The sequence below is a fragment of the Blautia sp. An46 genome (assembly GCF_002161645.1).
GTDB classification, from domain to species: domain Bacteria; phylum Bacillota; class Clostridia; order Lachnospirales; family Lachnospiraceae; genus Blautia; species Blautia ornithocaccae.
The window spans coordinates 44,934-70,862 of record NZ_NFIF01000010.1 but is presented as its reverse complement, the minus strand read 5'-3'; the positions used below and the strand labels follow the sequence as shown (position 1 = coordinate 70,862).

The window sequence follows — 25,929 nt, the reverse complement described above, 5'->3', positions numbered from 1 at the left end:
GTTTTCCTGATTTCCTCTCTTATTCTTACACATTCCCTGAGAAATGGCAAGCCTCCATTTTCCAGTCATGAAAAAGCCTGCTTTTCATATATTTTTAATAAAGGTTGGAGGACATTCTCTATGAAACGCATTTTCTTCTGTCTGTCTTTTTCCTGTTTTTTACTTTATCTTCTTTTCTTTCCAAAAACTGCCGTAGCATGTGCCAGAGCCGGTCTCATGCTCTGGTTCAACACCCTTCTGCCCTCCATGCTTCCTTTTATGATAATCTCCGGGCTTTTCATGAAAGCCGGCTTTGCAGAAAAGCTTCTGGCTATCACAAAAGGCTTTTGGAAGTCTGTTTTTCATCTCACACCTATGGGGGGATACGGTCTGCTCATAGGAATTTTCTGTGGTTATCCCATGGGGGCAAAAACTGCAGCAGACCTTTATCAGGACCACAGGATTTCCCGGCAGGAGGCCTGCTACCTTCTGACTTTTTCCAATCATCCCGGACCTGCCTTTCTCTCTTCTTATCTCTGCGTAGAACTTCTCCACAGGGAATGGCTCATACTTCCTGCCTATGGAGTCCTTTATCTCTCCAGTTTTTTCACCTCTCTGCTTTTCCGCCGCTGCTATTCCTTTGATGAAAATTCTCTCCCAGAATTCAAAAGAAAAGAGGCATCCGCCGCTTTCTCCTGGGGAGAAGCGCTGGACGCCTCTATTATGAACAGTTTTTTGTCGATTACCAAGCTGGGGGGATATATCATCCTGTTTTCCCTTATCCAGGGAATCCTGGAGCTTTTACCTGGTCTTCCTGCTGACCTGAAATGTCTGCTGCTGGGATTTACAGAAATCACCACTGGAACTATGGCCATTGCTCAGAGAAACTGGAATCTGTCTGTCTCTTTTCCTCTGCTTATGGCTCTTACTGCCTCCGGAGGACTTTGCATCGCTTTCCAGTCAAAATCCATGCTGGCCGAAACAGACCTTCCTCTGTCTCCTTACCTGAAGGGAAAGTCCTGCTCCTCCCTTTTCACCCTGCTCCTTGGAAGATTATTCATCGAAATCGTCAAAATCGTCATCTAAATCATCATATTCATCATCGTATTCGTCATCATCTTCATATTCTGCCTGGCTGTCTTCCTGATAGTCATTCTGAACAGTTTCCTGTACAGGTGCTGCACTCTGAGGAGCCGTCCCACCCTGAAGCTGAGGCGCCAGTTCTGCTCTGTTCTGACGGATCACATCTAAAGATGCCTGGAGAGCCTGTACAAATTCATTATACTTGCCGGCGGCATTTTCCAGCATACTGGAAGCAATCTGTCCCATATTGCCCATAAGCTCATCTGTATAGGACACCGCGCTCAGGCGAAGAGCATTTGCATCATTAGTAGCCGCATCAATGATTGCCTGGGCCTGCTGGTTTGCACTGTTGATGGTTTCATTTGCCTGGGCATATGCCTGCTGCATAACCTCGGACTCTTTCACCATTTCCTGAACCTGCTTCTTGGTGTCTTCAATAATATTATCTGCTTTTGACTGGGCATCTGCCAGAATGGCGTCTTTATTGCTGATGATCTTCTGATAACGTTTAATCTCATCAGGAGTTTTCAGACGCAGTTCCCGCAGAAGTTCTTCAATTTCTTCTTTATTTACAATAATCTTTGTTGTGGATAAAGGCTGATATTTACAGCTCTCTACATATTCCTCGATTTCCTCAATGATTTGTTCAATTCTGCTGCTCATTTCTCATTTCTCCTTAATGTATTTTCTTCCTGGCTGCGGAAGAATCTTTCTGCCTCTTATCATCCGGCAGGATTCCGCCGATATTTTTCCTCTACTTTGCGCACCACGTATTCCGGTACAAACTTGGAAATATCTGCTCCGAAATAGGCGGCTTCTTTCACTGTTGTAGAACTTAGGTAGGCATATTCAAGACTAGTAGTCAAAAACATGGTATCTACATCTTGGGCCAATACCCTGTTGGTCTGAGCCATCTGAAGTTCATACTCAAAATCTGTAATAGCACGCAGTCCCCGGATAATCACCTTTGCGTTACAGCTTCTTGCAAAATTTACGGATAACCCGCTAAAAGATGTAACCGCTACATTAGGCACATCTTTTGTTATATTCTCTAATATATTAACACGTTCCTCCACAGAAAACAACGGACTTTTTGCAGAATTATTCAAAACTCCTACAATCACCTCGTCAAAAAGCGCTGCAGCCCTGCGGATAATATCTAAATGACCATATGTGGCGGGGTCAAAACTCCCCGGATAGATTGCTCTCACCATACTTATGCCTTTCTGATAAACACATGCATGTTTGTCTTATATTTTTTTTCTCTGACAGTAGCAAATCCATAACTTTCCAGATAAGAAAAATCTGTATCCAGAGATGCCTCAACAATGATCAGCGTCTCCTCGCTTACATAAGAAGCATCTTTCAAAACTGCCAGTACCTGTTCTTCCAGTCCTTTTCCATAGGGAGGGTCCATAAAAACGCAGTCAAAGGGATCCTCACCCTCCAGAAGGCGGAGTGCTGTCAGCGCCTCCTGCCCCAGAATCCTGGCTCTGTTGTCCAGCCTGGTAAATTTCAGGTTCTCCTCAATGATTTTTACTGCTTTTCTGTTTTTCTCAATAAAGGCGCAAAAATCTGCCCCCCTGCTCAATGCTTCAATCCCGATTCCGCCGCTTCCGGCAAAAATATCCAGAAACCGGCATCCGCACATATAGGGCTGGAGAATGTTAAAAAGGGTCTCCTTGATCCTATCTGTGGTGGGTCTTGTGTCCAAACCCGGAATTGTCTTCAGGGGCATACTTTTTGCGCTTCCTGCAATTACTCTCATATATTAGTCCTTTTCGATGTCAGGGATTCAGACGGTAATCCAGATCCCCGTGTTCCAGTCCCAGTATCAGTGATTCTGCCGTTGCGATATTGGTAGCAATGGGAATATTGTACTGATCACAGCACCTGGAAATCTGATATACATCTGGTTCTTTGGGATCGATCATTGCCGGATTGTAGAAAAAGATGACCATATCAATGTCTCCTCTCTCTATCATCTCCGTAAACTGTTTGTCTCCCCCCATACTGCCAGGAAGAAATTTATGGACATGAAGATTCGTAGCTTCTTCAATCCTTCTACCTGTTGTCCCTGTAGCATATATCTCATGCTTTGAAAGAATATTCTTGTATGCAATACAAAAATCCTCGATCAAAGCCTTTTTACTGTTATGTGCTATAATTCCTATGTTCATCTGCATCATCCTCATTATTTTTTGTCAAAAATCATTATAGCAAAAACGCTAACTTTTTTCAATTATCATTTATAAATTTATACATTTTTTACAAAGCAATGGCAATTCTCTCCAAAATACTCTGTACTGCCTTTCTGAATCCCTTTTCCTTTCTATAAGTCTGATTTCTTATTGTAATATAATTCTCAGAATTTGTCAAAACATGAAAGAACTTCTAGTGTATTTTTTATTTATTTTCATATACTACCACTGTAACAAAAAACAACTTTCAAAGGAGGAACTAAAAATGCCTAACAGTAATTCTTCTAACAAAGCTGCAGTGCCAGAGGCAAAAAGCGCATTAAACCGTTTTAAATATGAGGTAGCCAATGAGTTGGGAGTGCCCCTCACAGACGGTTACAACGGCAATCTGACTTCTAAGCAGAACGGTTCTGTCGGCGGATATATGGTCAAGAAAATGATCGAAGCTCAGGAAAGACAGATGTCCAGCGGAAGTTCTCAGCAGTACTAAAAAGCCATAATTTCCTGCCGTAAAAATATAGAGCAGGACCTCATGGCAAAAAATCAGGGCAGAAGATATCAACAGCTGATGTCTCCTGCCCTGAAATTTTACAACATTTATATTGGAATTATAAAAACTTAACTTATAACTCTACTTTTCTTCCGCCTTCTACAAATTCGCCGTTTACTACATAGTAAGCAGCATGCTCTTCAGGCTTTACGTAAATCTGGATATCCTTGATATCGCTTTCTTTTTTGCCAGTTTCAGCCATCCATGCTTTTTTTACATTGGCTTTTACATCATCTAAATTATACTCTGCACCTGCGAACTGAACAAATACAGATTCTTTTATTTCTGCCTTCTCTACAGTCTTTTTAGCAGCAGTCTTTCTAACGGTAGTGGTCTCTTTTTTTACTGGTGTTGCTTTTTTTGCCGGTGCTTTCTTTTCAGCAGCAGCAGTTTCTGTTTTAGATTCTTCTGTCTTCGCCGGAGTTGTCTTCACAGCAGCTTTTGTTGCCGGAGCTGCTTTTGATGTTGTCTTTCTTGGTGACATAAAAATTCTCCTCCTTTATACTTCCAACTCTAAATGTCCCGTTTATCATATACCTTTTTTTTTTAATTTTCAAGTTTTTCCCGGAAGTTTATGGTTTTTTACAGAAACATAACATACAGTCAGAATCAAAAATTCATGGTTTTATATGGCATCGTAAGCCCTGGATTACAGCCCCGGAGACTCCATTTTATCCCTGGCATAGGACAGAAGCCGATCCTTTAATCGGCTGTTCTGTTCCAGACTCAGCTCCGGGTCCAGGAGCAAGATGGACCCGGCTGCCTCACTGGCTTTTTTCAGGATATCCGCATCCTGAAAAATATCTCCCAGTCGGAATTCCAGCATGCCGCTCTGACGTATACCCAGCAGATCTCCCGGGCCCCGCAGTCTCAGGTCCTCTCCTGCTATGAAAAATCCGTCATTAGATTTAACCAGGATATCCAGCCGTTTTCTGGTCTCCTCATCATTGCCTCCGTAAATAAAGATACAGTAAGACTGATGCTCTCCCCGGCCTACTCTCCCTCTTAGCTGATGAAGCTGGGCCAGTCCGAACCGCTCTGCATTTTCTACCAGCATCACTGTAGCATTTGGAACATTTACGCCTACCTCAATAACGGTTGTAGATACCAGCACCTGTATCTCATTTCGGGCAAACGCTCCCATGATCTCGTTCTTCTGGGCTGCTTTCATTCTCCCATGGAGGTACGCTACCTTAATCTGAGAAGGAAGGATCTCAGAAAGCATCTTGCTGTAATCCAGCACGTTCTCTGCCTCCAATCCTTCGCTTTCTTCTACCATAGGACAGATCACATAAACCTGTCTTCCCTGCTGGACCTGGTTTTCAATGAATCTATAAGCTTTTGGCCGGTAAGAAGTATCCACTACACAGTTTTTTATGGGGAGCCGCCTGGCAGGAAGTTCATCCATAATGGATATGTCCAGGTCCCCATAGAGGATGATCCCCAGAGTTCTGGGAATAGGCGTTGCACTCATAACCAGCACATGGGGCTTCTGTCCTTTTCTGGAAAGATCCTCTCTCTGGTCAACTCCAAATCTGTGCTGTTCATCTGTGATCACGAGAGCCAGGTCATGATAGAAGACTTTTTCCTGGATTAATGCATGGGTACCAATAATCAGCTTTGCTACTCCATCTTCAATCTGTTTATAGATTTCCCTTTTCTCCCTGGCCTTAGTAGAGCCTGTGAGCAGCACTGCCTGATAGGAAAGGCCCTGTTCCTCTAAAAGCTTGCACAAACCCTCATAATGCTGTCGGGCAAGGACCTCTGTAGGCGCCATCAACGCTGCCTGATATCCATTAGCTGCAGCCAGAATCATAGTCAGAAAAGCAATAATGGTTTTCCCGCTTCCCACATCTCCCTGGACCAGTCTGGACATAAGATGCTCCCCGGTCATATTTGTCTCAATCTCATTCCAGACCCGCTTCTGAGCCTTTGTAAGGGAATAGGGCAGATTTTCAATAATGTTTTCAGTCTCCCAAACTGGTTTTAAATGAAAGGCATTCTCTTGGTTTTGGTTCTTTTCTTTCATCATGCGAACAGAGAGAACGAAAAGCAGAAACTCATCAAAGACCAGACGCTTTCTTCCCAGTATCATGTCTTCTCTGTTTTCTGGGAAATGAATATGGGTTACTGCATAATTGTACTCTGCCAGCTGATAATGAGTCCTGTATTCTTCCGGAAGATATTCCTGGGTCATCTCCCTTTCTTCCAGTATCTGTCTCATAGTCTTTGCCATGAATTTATTGGTCAGTCCCTTGGTCAGACTGTAGATCGGATAGAGGACATGGAGCCGTTCCTCATACTGCTCCCTGGAGAAGATTTCCGGATGTTCCATAGTCTTTCTTCCCTTTTTTTCCACTACCAGTCCCCGGAAAATATACAGGCCTCCCGGCCTCAGAGTATTTCTGAGGAAAGGCATATTATACCAGGTAAACCACAGAGTCTCCTCTCCTTCTCTGGCGCTGGCGGTAATAACCGTAAGCCTGCCTGTATTTTTCACCCCTACTTTTCCAGAAAGTCTTGCCAGTACCGCCCATTTCTTTCCCGGAGTCGTCTGTGGGATTTCTACGGGTTCCCGATATTCATCATAGTCTCTGGGATAATACCGCAGGAAATCTCCCACTGTAAATATCCCCAGCTTTCCCAGGAGCTTTTCCGTCTTTTCACCAATTCCTTTAATTGTTCGTATACTGTCCTGTTCTCTCATTCTCTCACTCCTGCTTTGATGGTAAAAAGAGGCTGGAAGGAAACTGCTGCATCTTTCAATGCCGCAGTCCTCTTCCAGCTCATCTGAATCTTCCTGTGTACAATTTCATTTACTTTCATCACAAGGAAACCATATACCGGTTTTATTATTCTACAGAAATCACGTAGTAATAGATAGGCTGTCCGCCATAGTTGATCTCAATATCATAATCCGGATACAACTCTTCCAGACGGGAAGAAATTTCCTCTGCATCTGCCTCTGTAACTTCTTCTCCATAATATATGCTGATCAATTCACAGTCATCATCTGTCATCTGCCCTGTCATTTCCACAGCTACATCCTGGATATCCTGTCCTACTGACAGAATACCCTTGTCGCCGATTCCCATGATATCGCCCTGATGGATTTCCTTGTCATCAATTCTGGTATCACGTACCGCATAGGTTACCTGGCCGGTCTTTACATTCCCGATAGCTTCCATCATCTCTGCGGTATTTTCCTCTACGTTCTTTTCCGGCACATAGGAGATCATAGCCGAAATTCCCTGGGGAATAGTTTTGGTCGGAATGACTACGATATTTTTATCTTCCGTCAGGTCTTTGGCCTGGTTTGCAGCCAGTATAATATTTTTGTTATTCGGGAAGATAAATATGTTTTTCGCATTTACTTCTTCAATAGCCTTCAGCATATCCTCTGTACTGGGATTCATAGTCTGTCCGCCCTGGATAAGGTAGTCGGCTCCCAGCTCCTTGAAAATCTCTCCCATACCTTCGCCTACGGATACAGAGATGAAACCAACTTCTTTCTCCGGTTTTGCAGCTTTTTGAGCCGCCTGCTGAGCCGCCATTTTTTCTGCTTCTTTTATCACTTTCTCATGATGCTCCAGACGCATGTTGTCAATCTTCATATTGGAAAGCTGTCCATAGGTCAGAGCTCTCTGGATGGCTTCTCCCGGGTCATTGGTATGGACGTGGACTTTCACAATATCGTCATCTGCCACTACTACCAAAGAATCTCCGATAGACATCAGATAATCCTTAAAATCTTCTTCGTCCTTATCGGTAAATTCTTTTTCCAGCATGATAATAAATTCTGTACAATATCCAAATTTGATATCACTCTCTTCTGCCGATACCGGTTTTGTTCCCGTAAGCTTTACTGCCGGTTTCTCAAAATCCAGATTGATCTCTTTGCCCAGGTAGCCGTCAAAGGCGCCTTTCAGCACTTCTACAAGCCCCTGTCCGCCGGAATCTACCACTCCTGCTTCTTTTAAGACAGGCAAAAGTTCTGGTGTTTTGGCAAGGACTGTCTCCGCTTCTGCAATCACATCTGTAAAAAAACTCTCCAGGCTTTCACTGTCCTCTGCAATTTCTGATGCTTTTTCTGATACGCCCTTAGCCACCGTAAGGATTGTACCTTCCTTTGGCTTCATGACTGCTTTATAAGCCGTTTCTACTGCCCGCTCAAAAGCTTTTGCAAAAATGGGAGCATCAATCTCCTCATGCTTCTCAATAACCTTTGTAAATCCCCTTAAAAGCTGTGACAGAATAACTCCGGAGTTACCTCTCGCCCCTCTTAAAGAGCCGGAAGATATGGCCTTTGCCAGACTTTTCATATCCGGATCTGACAGTGCATTCACCTCAGACGCCGCAGACATAATGGTCAAAGTCATATTTGTCCCTGTATCTCCATCAGGAACCGGGAAAACATTCAGCTCATTAATCCACTCTTTCTTTGCTTCCAGATTCTTGGCCCCTGAAAGAAACATCCGTCCAAGGATCTTTGCATCAACAGTATTGGTATTCACAACAAGTTTCCTCCTTATTAATCAATTACTCTCACGCCTTCTACAAGGATGTTGATTTTCTCTATAGTAAGACCGGTAAATTCCTCTACCTTATACTTTACATTACTAATCAGATTATCAGACACTGCAGAAATGCTTACCCCGTAAGCAACGATCACATGAAATTCCAAAGTGATCCTGTTGTCCGCTATCGTCACATTAATTCCGTGTTTCAGGCTGTCTTTCTTTAAAAGTTTTACAAGCCCGTCCTTCATACTCACTGCGGCCATACCTACTATTCCAAAACATTCAACCGCTACGCTTCCCGCATAAGTGGCAATGACATCTGTATCAATCGTAATTTTTCCTAAACCTGTATCAACAAATCCATTCATGCCGGACACCTCCATAATTTTATATAAGCTATTCTAACATATCTTTTCCTAAAACGAAATAATAATTTAATTTTTTTAGAATTTTACTTGCAAATTAAAATCTAATCTGCTAAAATAGCTAGTGTTGTGAGTTTGTTTATACGGACTTAATATATATTTAGGGAGGTGCTACCATGGCAAGATGTGCTATTTGTGACAAAGGCGCTCATTTCGGAATTAATGTCAGCCATTCTCATAGAAGAACAAACAAGATGTGGAAATCCAATATTAAATCTGTAAGAGTTAAGACAGAGAACGGAAATGCAAAGAAAATGTATGTTTGTACTTCCTGCTTAAGAAGCGGTAAAGTTGAGAGAGCATAATGAGTATTATATGAACAGGTCTTGCCCGGTAGGACAAGGCCTGTTTTTATTATACAGGAAACTTCTTTCCACAGCTGTGTCAACAGCAAAATAAATTATACCCTGCCAGGAGACACAGGGCGGCAGCCACCACCATCAAAAAGCTTTTTGGAAAGATCAGAGCGATAAAAAGCCCTGCTCCCACACAAAATAATGCAAGTCCCCACACTCTGCGCATGTTCTGTTTCTCCTTTATCTCTCATTAACAGTATATGCAGACCTGTGGGGACCCATTATATAATATTATATTTCTTTTTTCTCTTCTTCTGTCTTATCTTCCGTCTTTTTTTCTTCCTTTTCCTCAGAAAGGACTACCTCACTTTTCTTACTGTCGGTAAATTTATTCAGGAAGTCCGGTACCATATCCAGAATTTTGGTCAGTCCGTCCTGATTCTTGATATTTACCAGCTTGGTCACGCCGCCGGAAATAACCAAGACTGCACTGGGAGAAACCTTTCCTCCCATACCGCCGCCGCCATTATTTTTTTTCTCACCGGAGAAGGCTCCTGCCCCCACTCCGAAAGTAACATCTACCAGAGGAAGGATGATCGTGTCTCCCACTGTAATCGTTTCCCCTACCACAGTCTTAGTGGTAATAAAACTGTCCATTCCTTTAAACAAAGATTCTACTGTAGATTGAAAGTTATTGTTTTCTGAAGCCATAGCTGGTTCCTCCTTCATGTTAATTAAAATGTCTGATTATATAGCGGATATCCCGGCTGCGAAGAATCTTCACTGCTGAGATAAGCAGTACAATGCCATACATTCTCCCTTTAAGAGAGATTGTTCCTTCTAAAACTGTCTGGTCAAAGCAGGGTTCTATGCTAAAATTTTCTCCATACAGCGGATAAAATATGCCTGCTGCCCCAAGAATTTCTCCCGTAAGACAGGGATCTTCTGTACCGAACTTTATACGCCCTTCTATTTTCCTTGATTTCACATGAGCAAGCATCTTTTTTCCTTCCTGAAGAATCAGACACATTCCTCTTTTGAATTTTTCACTTTCCAAAAAATTTTTAATTTTCCTTATTTTATCACAGATACCTTTTGCTGTTAATTGAAATTTACGGAAAGCCTCAAATATTTTTCCCGGAATCTGGAAAATAGCTTTAACTTTTCCCAGCAGTCTCTGAGCTTTTCCTTCAGTCTGCCGGAAATCTTCTCCCCTTTGTTCTTTTCGTGAGCCTTTCTCCTCCAAAGCTTCTTTTGCTTCAGAACTTTCCTTGGAAGTTTTTTCTTCTGAAGCTTTGTCCTGTTCCGGTATTTCCCGCCCTTCTCTTTCTGCCGCCTGTACTTTGGCTGCCTTTGCTTTCTTTTTTTTCTTCTCTTTTCTCTTGGAAAGTTCTTCAAGAACCTTTAAAAGAGGAATCCCGAAAATACGGACTCCATATCCTGCTTCTCCCTGACTGCTGTCATACCACACAGAAAAAGAAACCAGGTGACAGAGCCAGGATACTTTGGCTTTTCCTCCATATTTATTCTCATCTTTATATCCCTGGGCGCTGTATCTAACAGGACAGAAAAGAACCCCAAGTACTGTCAGCAAGAAAATCCCCAGCAGTATTAACAGAAGGATACCTATAAATTTTAAGATCATCAAAACAATATGTAACACCGCCATTTTGTTACCTGCTGTCCTCCCCTATCTGCCGCTGCAGCCATTTTCTCACTTCTCCGGTTCCGGTTTCCCTATATGTCCGCCGCACCAGTTCTTCCACCAGCTCCAGGGCCTCCCAATATCCGCAGGCGAGTCCTATAATCACAGGACAATTTCTCCGCCTGGGTTTCTGCAGCAATTCATTGGCAGAAAAAATATCTAATTGATCCCTGGAGTTGGAGGCAAGGGTGATCAGATAAACGTCGATCACCCCGATGCCCTGGTTGATCCTGCGGACCAGCTTCTTTTTTTTCTTTTTTGCATTATTGCCAACATACAGCCCCTTATACCAGTTTAACATAAAATTCTCTTTCCCATCGGATTCTTTATTTTTTCAGTCTCTCTTCTATAGCACTGACTACAGACTCCAAAACTTTGATCCTGGCATAATATTTATTATTTCCTTCCACAATGATCCACGGAGCATAGGATGTAGAGGTCTTAATGATCATTTCATTGACAGCCTCCTCATACTGATCCCATTTTTCACGGTTCCGCCAGTCTTCGTCTGTAATCTTCCATTGTTTTTCCGAATTCTCCATCCGCTCTTTAAACCTGCGCTCCTGCTCATCCTTATCAATCTGCATCCAGAATTTCAAAACAATAGCGCCGGAATGGGCCAGATGGGCCTCCATATCGTTGATCTCCCTATAAGCCCTCTGCCACTCTTCTCTGGTGCAAAAGCCTTCTATTCTTTCTACCATAACTCGTCCATACCAGGTTCGGTCAAAAATCGTAATATGTCCGTCCTTTGGCATAGCTCTCCAGAATCTCCAGAGATAATGATGGCTTTTCTCTGTAGGCGTAGGAGAAGCCGTAGGACTCACCACATATCCTCTAGGGTCCATAGACTCTGTCAGGCGTTTGATAGCTCCGCCTTTTCCTCCTGCGTCCCAGCCTTCAAATCCCAGGACTACCGGTATCCTCTGCCGATACAATTCGCTGTGAAGGATTTCCATACGATCCTGAAGCTTTTTCAGCTTTTCTTTATACTCTTCTTTGGTATAGGAAAGTGAGAGGTCCACCTTGCTGAGCACTGTGGAATCCAGATCCTTATCTTCCTTGGGCTGCCTTTTCTGCAGCTCATCTGCGGCTTTTTTCTTTTCTTCCGCCAAAGCCAGCTCTGCTTTTTTCTCCAGAACTTTTTCAGAAAGTTTTTCCACTACCGTACTGTAAATCTTAGCTGTAGCAAAACGCCTGTCCTCTGCCTCAATAATGGTCCATGGAGCACACTCCGTTTCCGTCTTCTCCAGCATTTCCTCATTCATAGCTTTATAGTGGTCGTATTCTTTATTTCTCTTTATATCCTCTTTGCTGACTCTCCAGGCTGTTTCCTTGGAATTCAGCAGCTTGTCAAAGCGTTTTTTCTGTTCTTTCTGGCTGATATGAAGAAAGAATTTTATCAGGACCGCTCCATCGTCTGTTAATGTTCGTTCAAATGTATTGATTTCCTGATATGCATAAATTAATTCTTCCCTGGAAATCTTATTCTCAAACCGGTCCACAGAAACCTTTCTGTACCAGCTTGTATCAAAAATTGCAATGCGGCCTTTTTCCGGAGTTTTTGTCCAGAACCGCCATAAAAAGGGGTGCATCTCCTCTTCCTCTGTCGGCTTCTTAATTGCAAAAACCTGAAATCCCCTGGGGTCCAGAGGATAGATCAGCTTACTGATCTGGAGTCCCTTTCCAGAGGCCCCCACCCCCTCGAAAACAATGATCACCGGAATTCCAAGGCCTTTACATTCTCTCTGAAGCTTGGCAAGCTGAGGCTCCATGACTTCCATTTTCTCCTGGTATACACTTTTCTCCATTTTTTTTGTAAGATTGATCTGTTCTAACATTTCTTACTGCACCTCCTTTGTTTTATCCATACCATAATCTCCTTACCCAAAGGGTCAAAGGCCTTATCCAATGGGTGAATATGGAAGAAGCTGCCGCAATAAACAGCATATATTTGTTTAGTGCGGCAGCCTTCTCTTAAAAGTACTTTCGATTCCCCCAAAGATTTGCTTTCTTCAAATCCAAATATTCATTATAAGCTCTTTCCAGAATCTGCTTCTCATTGGAAAAACGCAACAGGTGATAAGCCTCATGGAACTTGTAAAAGCCGGAATCTACAAAGTATTCCTCCCTTTGCGGTCTGCTGTAATAACTGTTTGCAGACATCAGATACCAGTAGACATTCTTTTCTACAGTATCTTCCGGTATGCAAAAACTATACTGACTTTTTCCTATATATTTAATGATACTGGCGTTAACTCCTGCTTCCTCTTTTACCTCTCTGAGGGCAGTTGTTTTATAATCTTCGCCCTTTTCCACTGTTCCTTTCGGCAGTACCCATCCCTCATATTTATGTTTATAGGACTTATATAAAGTCAGTATCTTTCCCCGATATATTACCACCCCGCCACAGCTTGTTGCTTCGATCATTTTGTGCGTCCTCCTGCTAATGGCATCCAAAATGCCTGCGTTGTGTTCTTAAAAGTAGTATACCTCTTTTTTAGGAACGACGCAATATCTTATTCCATCTGCTTACCCGTAATAATAAGCGTTAAATATCTCATGGGCAATAGGAAGGGCTACTTTACTTCCCGTACCAGCGCCCTCTGCGATTACTGCTACTACCAGATCCGGATCTTCTACATTGGAAAATCCCACAAACCAGGAATGGGTCTGGATAGAACCATCACTGCCTTCATATTCTGCAGAGCCTGTTTTTCCTGCGGCGCTGTAGCTCTCTCCTGAAAGCTGGGTACCAGTACCGGAATTGACTACTTCTGCCATAAGATTTTTCAGCGTCTCTGCTTCGCTTTCGCTCATTAGTTCCTTATATGTGGAAGGGCTGGTAGTCTTTACCACATCGCCCGCATCATTCTCCACATGGTCAATATAGTAAGGCTCCATTAATTCTCCGCCGTTTGCAATAGCGCTGACGATCATAGCCATATGCATCGGTGATACCAGGGTAGTTCCCTGTCCGATAGAAGACTGCATAAGGAATGGAATTCCCTCAGATTCTTTCAGATCAATAGTACTCTTCCTATAGTCCAGAGAAATAGGCAATTCCTGATTAAAAAGCAAGTCCTCCGCTGTTTCCTGAATGGCATCTGCCCCCAGGTCCAGTCCCATCTGAACGAAAGCCGTGTTGCAGGACTCTGCAAAGGCAGTGGTAAAGTCCACCTGTCCATGAACCTCTCCGTAAATACAAGGAATTGTATGTCCTTCCTGGGTAATGCTTCCCGTGCAGTTATAGGAAAAGTCATCTAAAGTACCATGCTCTCTGAGATAAGTAAGCGCCGTCACTATTTTAAAGATGGAGCCTGGAGGATAAGCTCCCTGTGTAGCCCGGTTTAAGAGACTGCTGTTTGTAGAATCGTTAACCAGGGAATCCCAGTTGGCTTCCACTGTATTAGGATCAAAATCCGGCTTGCTCACAGAAGCCAGTACCGCTCCAGTCTTAGGATCCATTACTACCACAGCTCCGTTATATCCTCCCAGGGCGTTGTAGGCAACCTCCTGAAGTCTTGTATTCAGCGTTGTCACTACATTGTCTCCAGGATTTTTCAGCTCCAGGATTTCATTTTTCAGCCTGTCAACATATTCATGATGAGTGGACATAAGAGACGAATTGGCCAGAGACTCCAGGCCGTTTCTTCCATTTGCTTCATATCCCACTACATGGGCAAACATATTTCCATAGGGATAAATCCTGGTTTCATTCCCCTGATCATCCACCTGGGTATAGGCCAGGGCCTGACCGTTGGAAGACAGAATACTCCCTCTCACGATTCGGTCCTCTGCCTGATTCTGTCTGCTGTTATATGGGCTGCTGGTTATGGCATCTCTCTCCCAAATATTGAAATAAGCCATATAGCCAATTAAGGAAACAAAAATCAACACGAAGAAATAGCTGACAATGGTATATTCTCTGTTTTTCCGTCTTTTCGCTTTTTTTTGTTTTTTCTTCTGCAGCGCTTCTTCTTTTCGAAGCTGCTTCTCATATTTTTTCTTTTTGCCGTTCAAATTCCTCATCCTCGTCTTCTCTCAAAATATACAGTCCCTGGATAATAGCCAGCATGATAATGGTAGCCAGCACAGAACTTCCTCCATAGCTGACCAAAGGCAGCGTGATTCCTGTCATGGGAATAAATTTGCTGACGCCTCCAATAGTCAGGAACACCTGAAAAGCATATTCCGTTCCAAGACCCAGGGCAATTAATTTATAAAAACGTTTTTTAATCCTCAGAGAAATATTTACAACCAGAAGGAACATGCTCATGCACACCAATATCATACAGATGGCAAAAAGGCTGCCCAGTTCTTCGCAGATTGCTGCAAACATGTAATCCTGCTGTACAAAAGGAATCAGTTCCGGAGAACCCTTACAGAGTCCCACGCCAAACCATCCTCCTGCCCCTATTGCAAAAAGCCCCTGAAGAATCTGATAGCCGGAGGTTTCCCAGACAGAGAATGGGTCGCTCCAGGCTACTACTCTCTGCCGTACATGAGAAAACAGGAAGTAAGCAATAACTGCTGCTCCACAGCCGCTTCCCAGACCAGCCAAAAGGTACACTGGTTTTTTCGTAGCCACATAGAGCATCACCACGTAAGTGATGAAAAATACCACCGCGCTTCCCAGGTCTCTGGACAGCACCAGGACCAGCACATAAGCTGCCGCAACTGCAGTAGTAATCACATGATCCCGGAATGTGGCGCTTTTCTTATAAAGCCTGCTGGCCACAAAAAACACAAAAATAATCTTTACAAACTCAGATGGCTGGAATGTAAAAGATCCAATATTGATATTAATCTTGGCTCCGTTTACATTTGACCCTACTACCAGAACAACCAACAGCATCAGAAATCCTACGACGGCATAAAGCCAAGTCAGCTTTTTCAAAAAATACATTTTCCGAATCATCACAGGAATAACCATAGCCAGAACCGTAGCTGCCACTGCAATTGCCATCTGTCTCAGCCCTGAATCCGGATCCAGCCTGGCCAGCATAATAAATCCTACAGAAAGAAGCATGCACATGTGATTCAGCAGCAAGATAGACGATGTTTTATAAAAGACTCTGTACAAAGCCTGGACAATAACCAGGTACAGAATCAGAGTCCCGAAAATATACAGCACCTTTAATTCTTCTGTCTGTAAAAAGATTACGAGAAAAGCTGTAAAATCTAAAAAAATGATCAGCAGAAGCTGATTTCTCAGAACGTATCTCTGATCATAATCCTCCTCATACCGAAAGACCCAAAAACTTTCCAGGGTATACAGCAACATAATAATCAGTATCAGATATTTCGATATTTCAACAATAATATTAAGCACTTTTTCACCTACTCTACTCCCCGTCTGAAATGTCCCTTAGTAAAAGCTGGCAATTCAGACCGGTTTTTCTTTTTCTCTGTATTTTGTCTGTAATCATATGCCTGGGCAAAAAGCTCCAGCATCTCCTTTGCTTCTCTGTAGCTTTCGTCTGTAAAATTCATACGAAGAACAGGAATATCCATTACCAGTATCTCCTCTGCTTCTTTTAGAAGTCCGGTAGGAATACTGTTGTAAATCACATTGTAACAGAAATCACAGAAGGATTTTGTCAGAAAACGCTGGCCGTACCGATCTTTCAGCAGGATTTTTCCCGGCTTGTGGTCACAGGCCCCGCAGGTTTTCTTAATACACTGAGCGGAAACCATCATGGGATAGTATCCGTAGATAACCATTTCGCTTCTGCGGCAGTCCTTTTCCCTTATCTCATTCCCATTCAGTTCCAGAGGAACTGTAGTCCGCAGGACCCCCAGATCTCTCAGAAATTCTCCTGCAATATCATTAAAGGTATATAGAGAATAATCGCAGACGATTTTGTTCTCCAGTCCCAGCTCTTTTAAATAACCCAGCTCTTCCAGATTTCTCACCAGAAATCCATCTATATCCTTTCCCAGATTTCTGAAAATATCCTCATATCCATCCAGCCGCCCCTTTCTGAGCATATAAGGCATTGCCAGATAAAACTCTTTTCCTGACTTGGCGGCTTCCTCTGCCAATTCTCTGGTATTCTGCTCTAATTCCTTCAGCCCAGCCATGGAAATCCCACAATAAATCCCTGTGACAAAATCTGTCTCCAGAGCCGCTTTCCATTGTTCTCTGGTCTCTGTAAGCACATAAAGTTTTTTCTCCGGAACCTCTTCCTGACTGTTCTCCCCCCTTTTTGGCATCACTGTCTGTCCTTCAGGAAGGCTCCGCCTGAATTTTTTCAAGAATTCTTCCTGAAGCTTTCCAAGAGCCTCTCTGCGCAGGGTGTTCAGACTCTGCATCGGCAGAAATCCCTTTTCATCTGTCAGGATTTCCAGATCTTCAAAGACAAAAGGGGTATCGCCGGTCCTTTCCATCTGGCGTCTTACTCTTTCAGAGGAAAGAGGCTGTTTTATAGCCTCCTCCACCACAGCTCCCTGAGCCTGTACATGGATGTCCTGAAAATCTAAATCCAGTATAGCAGGACTGCCGGCAAAGAGGATTAAATTTCCATAAATTTTTTCTTGTGTTTTTGTATCCAGATATTTCTTTTTTAATTCAGTAAACAGTTCTTCATTACGATTTTCTGAATTTTTTTTCTTTCTGTTCTGCTCTTTATAATTGACCACAGCCATCATATCTCTTCCATTATGGCTGTGATAGTACCCCTGGTTAAACCCATCCCTCTGATACAGGTCCAGAAGCCTTTTCCTGTCTTCCTCTTCTACCTGGTAATTCTCCGGATTTTGCCGATAAAGATCCAGATATTTTCGATAAACGGCAGTTACCCCTGCCGCGTATTCCGGTCTTTTCATCCTTCCCTCGATTTTCAGAGAATAGACACCTGCTTTCAGTATCTCCGGAAGGATTTCAATGGTACACATATCCTTGGGACTGAGAAGATACCGGCTCTGTTCGTCGTTTAAAAGTTTTCCTTCGCAAAAAGCCTGGTAAGGAAGTCTGCAGGGCTGTGCGCATCGTCCCCGGTTGCCGCTTCTTCCTCCCAGCATGCTGCTGAACAGACACATGCCAGAATAACAATAGCAGAGGGCTCCGTGAACAAAGCATTCAATTTCCATTCCTGTCTCTTCGTGGATAGCCTTTATTTCTTTCAGAGAAAGTTCCCTGGCCGGCACAATTCTGGAGACGCCGGCTTCCTTCAGGATCCCGGCCCCTTTTGGGCCTGTAACCGTCATCTGCGTACTGGCGTGAAGGGGCAGTCCGGGAAATTCTCTTTTTAAGAAAGACAGTACGCCAAAGTCCTGAACAATGACTCCATCTGCTCCCTGTTCATAAAAGGGAGCCATAAAATCATAAAGCTGTCCGTATAACTCCTGATTCTTCAGCAATGTATTTACTGCCAGATAAATTTTCTTTCCATGGATGTGAGTAAAATCAATGGCTTCTTTCAGTTCTTCCACGTCAGGGTTATCCGCATAGGCCCTGGCCCCGAATCTGCTGCCGCCAATATACACTGCGTCTGCACCGGCTCTTATCACGGCTTGAAGCCCCTGATAAGATCCGGCAGGAGACAATAGTTCTATATTCATAGGCTCTCTTTTCCTTTCTTTTTCCTTTTCTCCCATACAGCCTTAAACTCCTTATTTTCTATATAAAAAGAAAAGGGGGCGTTACATTATCTGCCGCCCCTGCTTTTTATTCTCTTACTTCAGGAGCTCTTCCAGCTCCTTCTCCAACTCATCTACCTTTGCTTGAAGCTCTGCGATCTGCCGGTCTTTCTCCGCCTGAGATTTTTTTTCTTTGTCCAGTTCCACCTGTCCATTGATCAGATCATGCTTCAGATCATACATTTCCCGGTCTTTTGCTTCCAGCTCTTCCTCATACATTTCGGCCTGGCGCTTTGCTTTGAAATAATCATCTGCAATATTCAGGCTCAATAAAGTATGTCTCGTTTCCAGAGCCTGCCGGTTATATCCCGGAAGCTGCCCCAGCTCCGTAAGTTTGTTATTCATATAATTGGCAACTTTTTGCAAGTATTCTTCACTTTCATAGCCGCTTAATGTGACAATCTTTCCCCCAATCAGCACCTGGGTGGTATTTTTCACTGCCATCTGCTTCCTCCCGCCTTTTTCTTAGGTTTCTATGTCTATTATAATCGAATTTTATGGAAAAACAACTATTATTTTGTCCCCAGATGATGATACGTCAGATCTGTAACGGCTCTTCCCCTGGGCGTACGGAGAAGAAATCCTTTCTTGATCAGATACGGTTCATAAACATCTTCAATGGTTCCTGCGTCTTCCCCAATGGCTGCTGCCAAAGTATCCAGACCTACCGGCCCTCCTGCAAATTTTTCAATAATAGTGGAAAGCAGCAGCCTGTCTGTCTGATCCAGCCCATATCTGTCCACTTCCAGAAGGTCCATAGCAAAGTCGGCCACGTCCCTGGTAATCTTTCCGTCATATTTCACTTGGGCAAAATCCCTTACTCGCTTCAAAAGTCTGTTGGCAAGACGAGGAGTTCCTCTGGAACGTCTGGCCATCTCCAAAGCCCCTTCCCTATCAATCTCCACTCCCAGTATCCCAGCAGAGTGGATAATAATCTTCTGAAGCTCTTCTTCCGTATAGAATTCCAAATGATGGACCACGCCGAAACGGTCTCTTAAGGGCGCCGTAAGAAGTCCTGCTCTGGTTGTTGCGCCCACAAGCGTAAATTTTGGAAGATCCAGACGGATAGAACGGGCAGTAGCACCTTTTCCTATCATAATATCAATGGCATAATCTTCCATAGCCGGGTAAAGAACCTCTTCTACCTGGCGGTTCAGTCTGTGGATCTCATCTACAAAAAGCACATCGTTTTCCTGGAGGCTGTTTAAAATCGCTGCCATTTCCCCTGGTTTTTCTATAGCCGGTCCGCTGGTGACCTTCATATGCACTCCCATCTCATTTGCAATAATCCCTGCCAGAGTGGTCTTACCCAGTCCAGGAGGGCCGTAAAACAGTACATGGTCCAGGGCGTCTCCTCTTTGCTTCGCCGCTTCAATATAAATTTTCAAATTGCTTTTAGCCTTTTCCTGGCCGATATAATCTTTCAGATATTGAGGGCGGAGACTGCCTTCTGTACGGATGTCTTCTTCCATAATATCTGTGGTAATGATTCTTCTTTCCATGTTACTCTCCCAGGCTGTTCCAAGGCAGCCTTTTTTGTCTGTTTATCCTCTCTTAAAAAAATCTACATACCTTATCAAGAGAGGATATAGTCACTAAAACATATTTTTCAGAGCCTGCTTCAGCAGTGTTTCCACACTCATATCCGGAGCCAGCTCTACCTTTTTTACAGCCCGAAGAGCATCTGCCCCTGAATAACCCAGAGCTGTAAGAGCCTCTATGGCCTCCTTCTTCACATCGGTAAGGTCTGTCTCCTCACCGCTGACGGTCTGGGTATGTTCTGCCTTCATCTCCAGGGCTTCCTGGATATTAAATTTGTCCTTCAATTCCAAAATTAGTTTCTGTGCGGTCTTTTTTCCTATGCCCGGCGCTCTGGAAATAGTCTTCACATCATCTGCCAAAACCGCAAAACGCAGTTCATCTGCAGTAAGGCCTGATAGAATTCCCAAAGCTGCCTTAGGCCCTATACCGTTTACTCCCAAAAGAAGCTTAAAAGTATTCAAGTCATCCCTGGTCAAAAATCCGAACAGCTGAAGAGCCTCCTCTTTTACATTCAAATACGTATGTATTTTAACTTCCTGGCCTTTATGGAGAAGGTGTTCCACAGCCCCCATAGGCATAAAAATATTGTAGCCCATATTTCCCGCTTCCAGGATCACCCTGTCTTCCAGGACTTCGGCTACTGTGCCTTTAATATATGCGATCATACAAGTTTCCTTCCTGGTGTTCTCTTTAAAATTTCCCCTGACAGGATTCCGATTAAAAATCCTGTGATCAGTCCTGCAATCAGCAATGCCGGGAAATAGTAGAACAGATTTACATTTTCTACTACCAAAACTGCCACTACGATCTGCCCCAGATTATGAGTAACTCCTCCCAGAATACTTACCCCTGTCACAGAAAGTCCCAGATATTTTTTTGCCAGAGTCATGCATGCAAGACTTAAGGCAGCTCCTGCCAGGCTGAACAGAATGGAAAAAAGATTTCCAAACATAAAGCCTATTACTAAAATCCTTATCAGGGATATAGCAGCCGCTTCTCTGAAACTATAAGTATAGAGTATAAATACAGTGACCAGATTTGCCAGTCCAAGCTTAATTCCCGGTATTCCTGCAAATACAGGAAGAAGGGATTCCACATATCCAAAAATAATGGCAACTGCCGCAAAAAGGCCCATATATGCTGTTTTCTTCATTCTTCTCTCCTGCTACTGGACAACGCCGTCTAATTGTTCTTCCGTATCCATTCCTGTAATTTCCAGCACTACGCGGTTAGGGAGGCATACAATCGTCTCACCTTGTATATGAATAGGCCCCTGATGGATACATAGCTGATCTGGACAGTCCGCCTCTGTCATATTTACTTCTCCATTCTGTATTTCACAGACGTTCGTGTCATTGATTTCTATTGTCTGATCTTCTGACAGACTGTAGGTCCCATATTCTTCCCCGGCCACGGTAATCCGTACCTGAGAAGCATCCTCTCCAGCAAAAATCCCCAGACCTCTGGGGATAAGCCAGCACAGCAGGGCTACAGCCAGCACAGCGCCGATCAGTATAAAGTCTCTTTTCTTCATGAATCTCTCCTGTTTGATTGGCTGTGTTTTATCTTACCATAGGAGAAGTGAAATTGCAAATTGATTAGAAAAGGGACGCAGCCCGCCTATTCCTTCTTCCGGCTCAGACTGAAATTCGCCGGCGAGAAGGGATAGGCGGGCTGCTGGCTTTTTAGGGTGGAAGGTTGTGCTACTGACAGGTTGCGCTATATTCCAAACTCCTGGAACAGCTTATCACGGTACTCTTTATCCTTGGATATCTTTTCCAGATCCTCTAATCTGTCCATCTTTGCCAGAAGGAATGCCAGTCTGGCACTTCGTTCCTCTCCTCTTTCTTCTCCCCGTTTTTCGCCGCTTTTTACCATATCTCTGATTGCTGTGCACATATTCACTTTTCCCCTTTCATCTCTATATTTCTCCTGATTTTCTTTCAGCACTGGGATATCGAGAAATGTTTCTATAAGCCTAGATTTTTCTATATCTAAACTTTTATAGTGTGCTTCTTTTTCTTTCAAAAGTTGTTCCAATTCATCTTTGTTTGAAAAAACTTTCAAAAGCTCGAACACTTCTTTTAGTCCTGTTCGAAAATTGTTTTTATTTACTGTTTCGCTGCTTACCAGATTAATCTTATAATCCGGTATATAGTTTTTCCATGATTCTAGCTCCTTTGGAATGTTCAGCATTTCATGCAGGGATACCGGACCGTCCCAATGCTGGTTTTCTCCATAATAAAATATTAATGTAAGGACTGGTGACAGTTTAGCTTCTTTCTTTAAACCACTTAAAAATTCCTCTGATTTCTGTAATGCCAGAGATTTCCGATTTTGTTGTTCTAAAGTCTTAGCTTCTTTCGTATAGGCAATTGCATCATACATCATATTCCGTACTGGCATGCCGTAATGTACAGATCTTTGATTTTCTACTGCGAGAATAACCTTCAGCCGGTTTTCTGAAAAATATCCTTTCTTACTGTTATCTCTTACACGGTAAATAATTGCCGGATTTCCATGGTTATCCTGTGCTTTTACCAACCCTTTTTCATTTTCCTCCTCCAGCATATCTTCTCGTATCAGCTGCCGGCCAGCAAAAAGACTGCCGTTAAACAAATCTGCAAATACCTTTGGCTCTTGAAGGGCTTCATAAATTTCGACATCATATGCAGACAATGCTATTCTTCCTTTTTTTCTTCTGCTCATAGCTCTTCCTCCTTGTCTGTTATGGAAGAGCTTACAGAATATAACGGCAGGAGACAGGATTCTCAGCTATCCTATAAAATCATTATACTGTTCCCTTATTTTGGGTGCAAGCCTCTCCCATTCAGTTGTTATAAAAATTTGTGGGATTTTCCGGCTGAATAGCCGTTTTGAAACTTGGTGCGATTTACTTCTGCACCGTATAGGTAAGAAATGTTGCGAATTAAATTAATTATAAAACAGCCTTCTGTAGTCTGCAAGCAAAAATAGATGTTTAGGCAAAAAAGGACGCAGCCCACCGCACCCTTCTTCCGGCTCAGACTGGAATTCGCCGGCGAGAAGGGTGCGGTGGGCTGCTGGCTTTTTAGGTCAGAGGGTGCTGTGACGGGAATGGCAGCTTTTATTGCGTGAAATGGCATGGTCAGGCAACTTATAACTTTTTCATCATCCAATATGCCGCCTCGTAAGTTCCGTCTTTATATTTCATATTGTCTGGAAGAGTTCCGAAGATTTTAAATCCCAGTTTTTGGTATAAGGCAACCGCTCTCTGATTACTTGCTGCCACTTCCAGTTCTATCTGTTCAATGCCCTGTGCTTTTGCTATGGAAAATATCTTTTCTATCATGATGCTCCCGATACCCAGCCCTGCATATTTCTGATACAGGGCAATGGCCATAACTGCTCTGTGCTGGTATCGTTTTAAATCCATTCTCATCAGTGAACAATTTCCTACATGTTCTCCATTCAGCAGTCCGATCAGAAGCAGATTATGTTCGGAGTTGTTCTGCCCTTTGATAAATTCTTTTTCTTCTTCCAGGGTGAGGGTAATCTCCTCCGGCTCTCTTATTAAATAGGGTGTTTCCCTGCTGGTTGTTTTCAGATAAGATAAAAGTCTTTCTGCGTCGCTTTCTTCCGGATTTCTGAGGATCAGTTCTTTTCCTTTTATTTCATAAATACTACTTTCTACTCTCATAGTCCATTCTTCTATTAAAAAGGACAAGGCGCTGTCGCATTAGTCATATTTCAGGAATATTTATACATTTTATGCGAATTTGCCGAGCACAGCTTTGAGACTAAAGGCTCAAAGCTGCGCAGGCTGAGCAATAAAATGTATAAATATTCTCGAGTTTGAGTAATGCAACAAGCGCCTTGCTCTTTCTCAATCACTTTTATTATACAATGATCTTCCTTGGACAGGTGGCTTTACACTTGCCGCAGTTGATACATTTTTCGGGATCAATGTGGGCTACGTTGTCCACTACGGTAATAGCCTCTTTTGGGCATTCTTTTACGCATTTTCTACAGCCGATACAGCCTACTTCACAGGCGCTCATAACTGCTTTTCCTTTATCTTTGGAACTGCAGGCCACCGCCTGTTTCTGATCATAAGGGATCAGCTCAATAATCTTCTTCGGACATTCTGCCACACATTTGCCGCAGGCCTTACACTTCTCTTTATCTACCTTAGCGATGCCGTTAACAATGTGAATGGCATCGAAGGGGCAGACCTTTACGCAGGAGCCATAGCCCAGACAACCATAGGTACATGTTTTAGAGCCGCCGTTCTGCATCAGAGCCGCCATTTTACAGTCTTTTACACCTGTATATTCATAGCTCTGTCCAGCCTTCTCACAGTCACCTGCACATTTTACAAAGGCTGTCATACGAACGCTTTCCCCTGCCTCCTGTCCCATGATCTCTCCGATCTTAGCTGCCGCTGCTGCGCCGCCTACGGGACATGCATTTACGGGAGCTTCCCCTTTGGCAATAGCTGCTGCCAGACCGTCACAGCCTGGATAACCGCAGCCGCCGCAGTTATTTCCGGGAAGAGCTTCCCTTACCAGTATTTCTTTTTCATCTACTTCTACTGCAAATTTCTTTCCGGCAATTCCCAGGAAAAGTCCAATAAAGAGACCTACGCCCCCTACCAGGACTGCCGCAATGATAATACCTGTTACCATGTCTTACGCCTCCTTATATGATTCCTGAAAAGCCGAAGAAAGCGATGGCCATCAATCCGGCTGTAAGGAGTACGTGAGGAAATCCCTGGAAATACTTGGGAATATCATTGTACTCCATTTTTTCTCTTAACCCTGCCATCAAGATGATGGAGATGGTAAAACCTGTAGCTGTAGCAAAACCGTAAACCACACCTTCCAACAGGTTATATCCATACTGCACATTATTCAGGGCAACACCTAAAACTGCACAGTTTGTAGTGATCAGAGGCAGGTAAACACCCAGACTCTGATACAGAGAAGGCATGGACTTTTTCAGAAACATTTCCACGAACTGTACCAGAGCTGCGATCACCAGGATAAACACAATGGTCTGCATATAACTCATGTCCAACGGAACCAGGATAAACTGGTAAACCAGACCTGTCACAAAGGAAGAAAGGGTGATAACGAAGATTACCGCTCCGCCCATTCCTGCCGCTGTCTCAATTTTCTTGGAAACTCCAAAGAAAGGACACAGACCTAAGAACTGGCTTAATACGACATTATTTACTACTGCAGCGCTGACTGCTATGATTAATAAATTTCCTAAACCTTCCATTTATCTGTCCCCCCTTACTTCTTCACAACCGTATTGTCATAAAATTTTCCGCTGCAGGCTTCATTGCTGCAGGAAGCACAGCCGCCTTCCATGCAATGTACCGGTTTCTGTTCTTCTTTTGGTTTTTTCTCCATGATCTTTGCCCTTACTGCTGCCAGAAAAGCCAATACAAAGAAAGCTCCTGGCGCCAGGATAAAGATCGTCGCAGGTTCATAAGCGCTTGGCATAATCTGGAATCCAAAAACTGTTCCTGTGCCGATCAGTTCACGGAAAGCAGCCAGAATCGTAATGGACATGGTAAAGCCCAGACCCATACCAATACCGTCAAAGATAGAAGCTACAGGGCCGTTCTGAGAAGCATAGGCTTCTGCTCTTCCCAGAATGATACAGTTTACTACGATCAGAGGAATATAAAGTCCCAGAGAATCATAAAGGCTTGGAATAAATCCCTGTAAAAGCAGCTGAACGATGGTTACGAAAGAAGCAACTACAACGATGTAAGCAGGCATACGCACTTTATCCGGAATGATATTCCGTAAAAGGGAAATAAACAGGTTAGACATAGCAAGGACTACGGTGGTGGTAAGTCCCATACCGATACCGTTAATAGCCGCCGTTGTTACCGCCAGAGTAGGACACATACCCAAAACCAGCACAAAGGTGGGATTTTCTTTAATGATACCGTTATACAAACGTTCCACAGGTGTATTTGCTTTCAT

General features: G+C 43.4%; 32 protein-coding genes. 3 read left to right on the top strand and 29 right to left on the bottom strand.

Translation table 11 applies throughout. The annotated features are described in order from the left end of the window. Positions 1-120: 120 nt before the first annotated feature. Complete coding sequence (locus B5G00_RS09805; RefSeq protein WP_087272156.1) at positions 121-1,065, top strand: hypothetical protein; 945 nt, start codon at positions 121-123, stop codon at positions 1,063-1,065. Here the strand turns inward: B5G00_RS09805 and B5G00_RS09800 are convergent. Genes B5G00_RS09800 through B5G00_RS09785 form a run of 4 tightly spaced genes read right to left on the bottom strand, consistent with a single transcriptional unit; the run spans position 1,033 to position 3,242 of the window. Continuing rightward, a complete protein-coding gene (locus tag B5G00_RS09800; protein WP_087272153.1) occupies positions 1,033-1,725 on the bottom strand; it encodes an ATPase in 693 nt (230 codons plus the stop codon). The two genes, B5G00_RS09805 and B5G00_RS09800, sit on opposite strands and share 33 nt — an antisense overlap. A gap of 59 nt (positions 1,726-1,784) precedes the next feature. Then, positions 1,785-2,276 (bottom strand): pantetheine-phosphate adenylyltransferase, encoded by a 492-nt coding sequence (gene coaD, locus B5G00_RS09795; protein ID WP_087272150.1) that lies wholly within the window; start codon positions 2,274-2,276, stop codon positions 1,785-1,787. A 2-nt stretch (positions 2,277-2,278) separates the two neighbouring features. After that, the gene (gene rsmD, locus B5G00_RS09790; RefSeq protein WP_087272147.1) at positions 2,279-2,830 is read right to left on the bottom strand and encodes a 16S rRNA (guanine(966)-N(2))-methyltransferase RsmD; all 552 of its coding nucleotides are present in this window, start codon (positions 2,828-2,830) and stop codon (positions 2,279-2,281) included. A gap of 19 nt (positions 2,831-2,849) precedes the next feature. Continuing rightward, complete coding sequence (locus B5G00_RS09785) at positions 2,850-3,242, bottom strand: methylglyoxal synthase (RefSeq protein ID WP_087272144.1); 393 nt, start codon at positions 3,240-3,242, stop codon at positions 2,850-2,852. Between the two features lie 286 nt (positions 3,243-3,528). On the opposite strand from B5G00_RS09785, the gene B5G00_RS09780 reads away from it, so the two are divergent. Further along, complete coding sequence (locus B5G00_RS09780) at positions 3,529-3,753, top strand: alpha/beta-type small acid-soluble spore protein (RefSeq protein WP_087272141.1); 225 nt, start codon at positions 3,529-3,531, stop codon at positions 3,751-3,753. 133 nt (positions 3,754-3,886) lie between these two features. On the opposite strand, the gene B5G00_RS09775 is transcribed toward B5G00_RS09780, so the two are convergent. The 5 genes from B5G00_RS09775 to B5G00_RS09760 form a co-directional block, all read right to left on the bottom strand. Then, positions 3,887-4,297, bottom strand: a complete 411-nt coding sequence (locus tag B5G00_RS09775) for a DUF6465 family protein (protein WP_242971329.1) — start codon at positions 4,295-4,297, stop codon at positions 3,887-3,889. Between the two features lie 165 nt (positions 4,298-4,462). Continuing rightward, positions 4,463-6,520, bottom strand: coding sequence for an ATP-dependent DNA helicase RecG (gene recG, locus B5G00_RS09770; protein WP_087272137.1), 2,058 nt, complete (start codon positions 6,518-6,520; stop codon positions 4,463-4,465). Continuing rightward, a complete protein-coding gene (locus tag B5G00_RS19510; protein WP_275532370.1) occupies positions 6,517-6,639 on the bottom strand; it encodes a hypothetical protein in 123 nt (40 codons plus the stop codon). The genes recG and B5G00_RS19510 overlap by 4 nt, the downstream gene beginning before the upstream one ends. A gap of 26 nt (positions 6,640-6,665) precedes the next feature. After that, positions 6,666-8,327, bottom strand: coding sequence for a DAK2 domain-containing protein (locus B5G00_RS09765; RefSeq protein ID WP_087272134.1), 1,662 nt, complete (start codon positions 8,325-8,327; stop codon positions 6,666-6,668). 17 nt (positions 8,328-8,344) lie between these two features. After that, the gene (locus B5G00_RS09760; RefSeq protein WP_087272131.1) at positions 8,345-8,701 is read right to left on the bottom strand and encodes an Asp23/Gls24 family envelope stress response protein; all 357 of its coding nucleotides are present in this window, start codon (positions 8,699-8,701) and stop codon (positions 8,345-8,347) included. 173 nt (positions 8,702-8,874) lie between these two features. Here B5G00_RS09760 and rpmB point away from each other — a divergent pair, with 173 nt between their 5' ends. Then, positions 8,875-9,063: a 50S ribosomal protein L28 gene (rpmB, locus tag B5G00_RS09755; protein WP_087272127.1), complete on the top strand. Its 189-nt coding sequence runs from the start codon at positions 8,875-8,877 to the stop codon at positions 9,061-9,063. A 79-nt stretch (positions 9,064-9,142) separates the two neighbouring features. Here rpmB and B5G00_RS19005 read toward each other — a convergent pair whose 3' ends face one another. The 20 genes from B5G00_RS19005 to rsxE all read right to left on the bottom strand — a co-directional run bounded on the left by B5G00_RS19005 (position 9,143) and on the right by rsxE (position 25,929). After that, positions 9,143-9,280, bottom strand: a complete 138-nt coding sequence (locus B5G00_RS19005) for a hypothetical protein (protein ID WP_164496692.1) — start codon at positions 9,278-9,280, stop codon at positions 9,143-9,145. A 65-nt stretch (positions 9,281-9,345) separates the two neighbouring features. Beyond that, entirely contained in the window at positions 9,346-9,765 is a 420-nt protein-coding gene (locus B5G00_RS09750) for a GerW family sporulation protein (RefSeq protein WP_087272124.1), read from the bottom strand. 19 nt (positions 9,766-9,784) lie between these two features. Then, positions 9,785-10,723 (bottom strand): DUF2953 domain-containing protein, encoded by a 939-nt coding sequence (locus B5G00_RS09745; RefSeq protein ID WP_087272121.1) that lies wholly within the window; start codon positions 10,721-10,723, stop codon positions 9,785-9,787. A gap of 4 nt (positions 10,724-10,727) precedes the next feature. After that, positions 10,728-11,060 (bottom strand): hypothetical protein, encoded by a 333-nt coding sequence (locus B5G00_RS09740; protein WP_087272118.1) that lies wholly within the window; start codon positions 11,058-11,060, stop codon positions 10,728-10,730. Between the two features lie 25 nt (positions 11,061-11,085). Then, positions 11,086-12,600, bottom strand: coding sequence for a polyphosphate:AMP phosphotransferase (gene pap, locus B5G00_RS09735; protein ID WP_087272115.1), 1,515 nt, complete (start codon positions 12,598-12,600; stop codon positions 11,086-11,088). A 136-nt stretch (positions 12,601-12,736) separates the two neighbouring features. After that, on the bottom strand, positions 12,737-13,189 hold the full coding sequence (locus B5G00_RS09730; protein ID WP_087272112.1) for an NUDIX hydrolase: 453 nt from the start codon (positions 13,187-13,189) through the stop codon (positions 12,737-12,739). Between the two features lie 102 nt (positions 13,190-13,291). Beyond that, positions 13,292-14,791: a peptidoglycan D,D-transpeptidase FtsI family protein gene (locus tag B5G00_RS09725; protein ID WP_087272109.1), complete on the bottom strand. Its 1,500-nt coding sequence runs from the start codon at positions 14,789-14,791 to the stop codon at positions 13,292-13,294. Next, positions 14,757-16,094, bottom strand: coding sequence for an FtsW/RodA/SpoVE family cell cycle protein (locus tag B5G00_RS09720; RefSeq protein WP_087272106.1), 1,338 nt, complete (start codon positions 16,092-16,094; stop codon positions 14,757-14,759). Before B5G00_RS09720 ends, B5G00_RS09725 begins: the two co-directional genes overlap by 35 nt. Before the next feature lie 8 nt (positions 16,095-16,102). Continuing rightward, positions 16,103-18,361 (bottom strand): U32 family peptidase, encoded by a 2,259-nt coding sequence (locus tag B5G00_RS09715; RefSeq protein ID WP_242971328.1) that lies wholly within the window; start codon positions 18,359-18,361, stop codon positions 16,103-16,105. A 78-nt stretch (positions 18,362-18,439) separates the two neighbouring features. Further along, positions 18,440-18,847, bottom strand: a complete 408-nt coding sequence (locus B5G00_RS09710) for a cell division protein ZapA (protein ID WP_087272102.1) — start codon at positions 18,845-18,847, stop codon at positions 18,440-18,442. Between the two features lie 68 nt (positions 18,848-18,915). Further along, the gene (gene ruvB / locus B5G00_RS09705; protein ID WP_087272099.1) at positions 18,916-19,905 is read right to left on the bottom strand and encodes a Holliday junction branch migration DNA helicase RuvB; all 990 of its coding nucleotides are present in this window, start codon (positions 19,903-19,905) and stop codon (positions 18,916-18,918) included. A gap of 93 nt (positions 19,906-19,998) precedes the next feature. Further along, the gene (gene ruvA / locus B5G00_RS09700; protein WP_087272095.1) at positions 19,999-20,610 is read right to left on the bottom strand and encodes a Holliday junction branch migration protein RuvA; all 612 of its coding nucleotides are present in this window, start codon (positions 20,608-20,610) and stop codon (positions 19,999-20,001) included. Further along, positions 20,607-21,098 (bottom strand): Gx transporter family protein, encoded by a 492-nt coding sequence (locus B5G00_RS09695; protein ID WP_087272092.1) that lies wholly within the window; start codon positions 21,096-21,098, stop codon positions 20,607-20,609. The genes ruvA and B5G00_RS09695 overlap by 4 nt, the downstream gene beginning before the upstream one ends. A gap of 12 nt (positions 21,099-21,110) precedes the next feature. Continuing rightward, complete coding sequence (locus B5G00_RS09690) at positions 21,111-21,479, bottom strand: NusG domain II-containing protein (RefSeq protein WP_087272089.1); 369 nt, start codon at positions 21,477-21,479, stop codon at positions 21,111-21,113. Positions 21,480-21,664: 185 nt separating this feature from the next. Further along, entirely contained in the window at positions 21,665-22,654 is a 990-nt protein-coding gene (locus B5G00_RS09685; RefSeq protein WP_087272086.1) for an Rpn family recombination-promoting nuclease/putative transposase, read from the bottom strand. Between the two features lie 128 nt (positions 22,655-22,782). Next, on the bottom strand, positions 22,783-23,103 hold the full coding sequence (locus B5G00_RS18685; protein WP_140403139.1) for a hypothetical protein: 321 nt from the start codon (positions 23,101-23,103) through the stop codon (positions 22,783-22,785). Further along, positions 23,082-23,624: a GNAT family N-acetyltransferase gene (locus tag B5G00_RS09680; RefSeq protein WP_087272084.1), complete on the bottom strand. Its 543-nt coding sequence runs from the start codon at positions 23,622-23,624 to the stop codon at positions 23,082-23,084. The genes B5G00_RS18685 and B5G00_RS09680 overlap by 22 nt, the downstream gene beginning before the upstream one ends. Positions 23,625-23,823: 199 nt before the next feature. Continuing rightward, complete coding sequence (gene rnfB, locus B5G00_RS09675; protein ID WP_087272079.1) at positions 23,824-24,612, bottom strand: RnfABCDGE type electron transport complex subunit B; 789 nt, start codon at positions 24,610-24,612, stop codon at positions 23,824-23,826. Between the two features lie 13 nt (positions 24,613-24,625). Continuing rightward, the gene (locus B5G00_RS09670; RefSeq protein ID WP_087272077.1) at positions 24,626-25,210 is read right to left on the bottom strand and encodes an electron transport complex protein RnfA; all 585 of its coding nucleotides are present in this window, start codon (positions 25,208-25,210) and stop codon (positions 24,626-24,628) included. A 14-nt stretch (positions 25,211-25,224) separates the two neighbouring features. Continuing rightward, a complete protein-coding gene (gene rsxE, locus B5G00_RS09665) occupies positions 25,225-25,929 on the bottom strand; it encodes an electron transport complex subunit RsxE (protein ID WP_087272073.1) in 705 nt (234 codons plus the stop codon).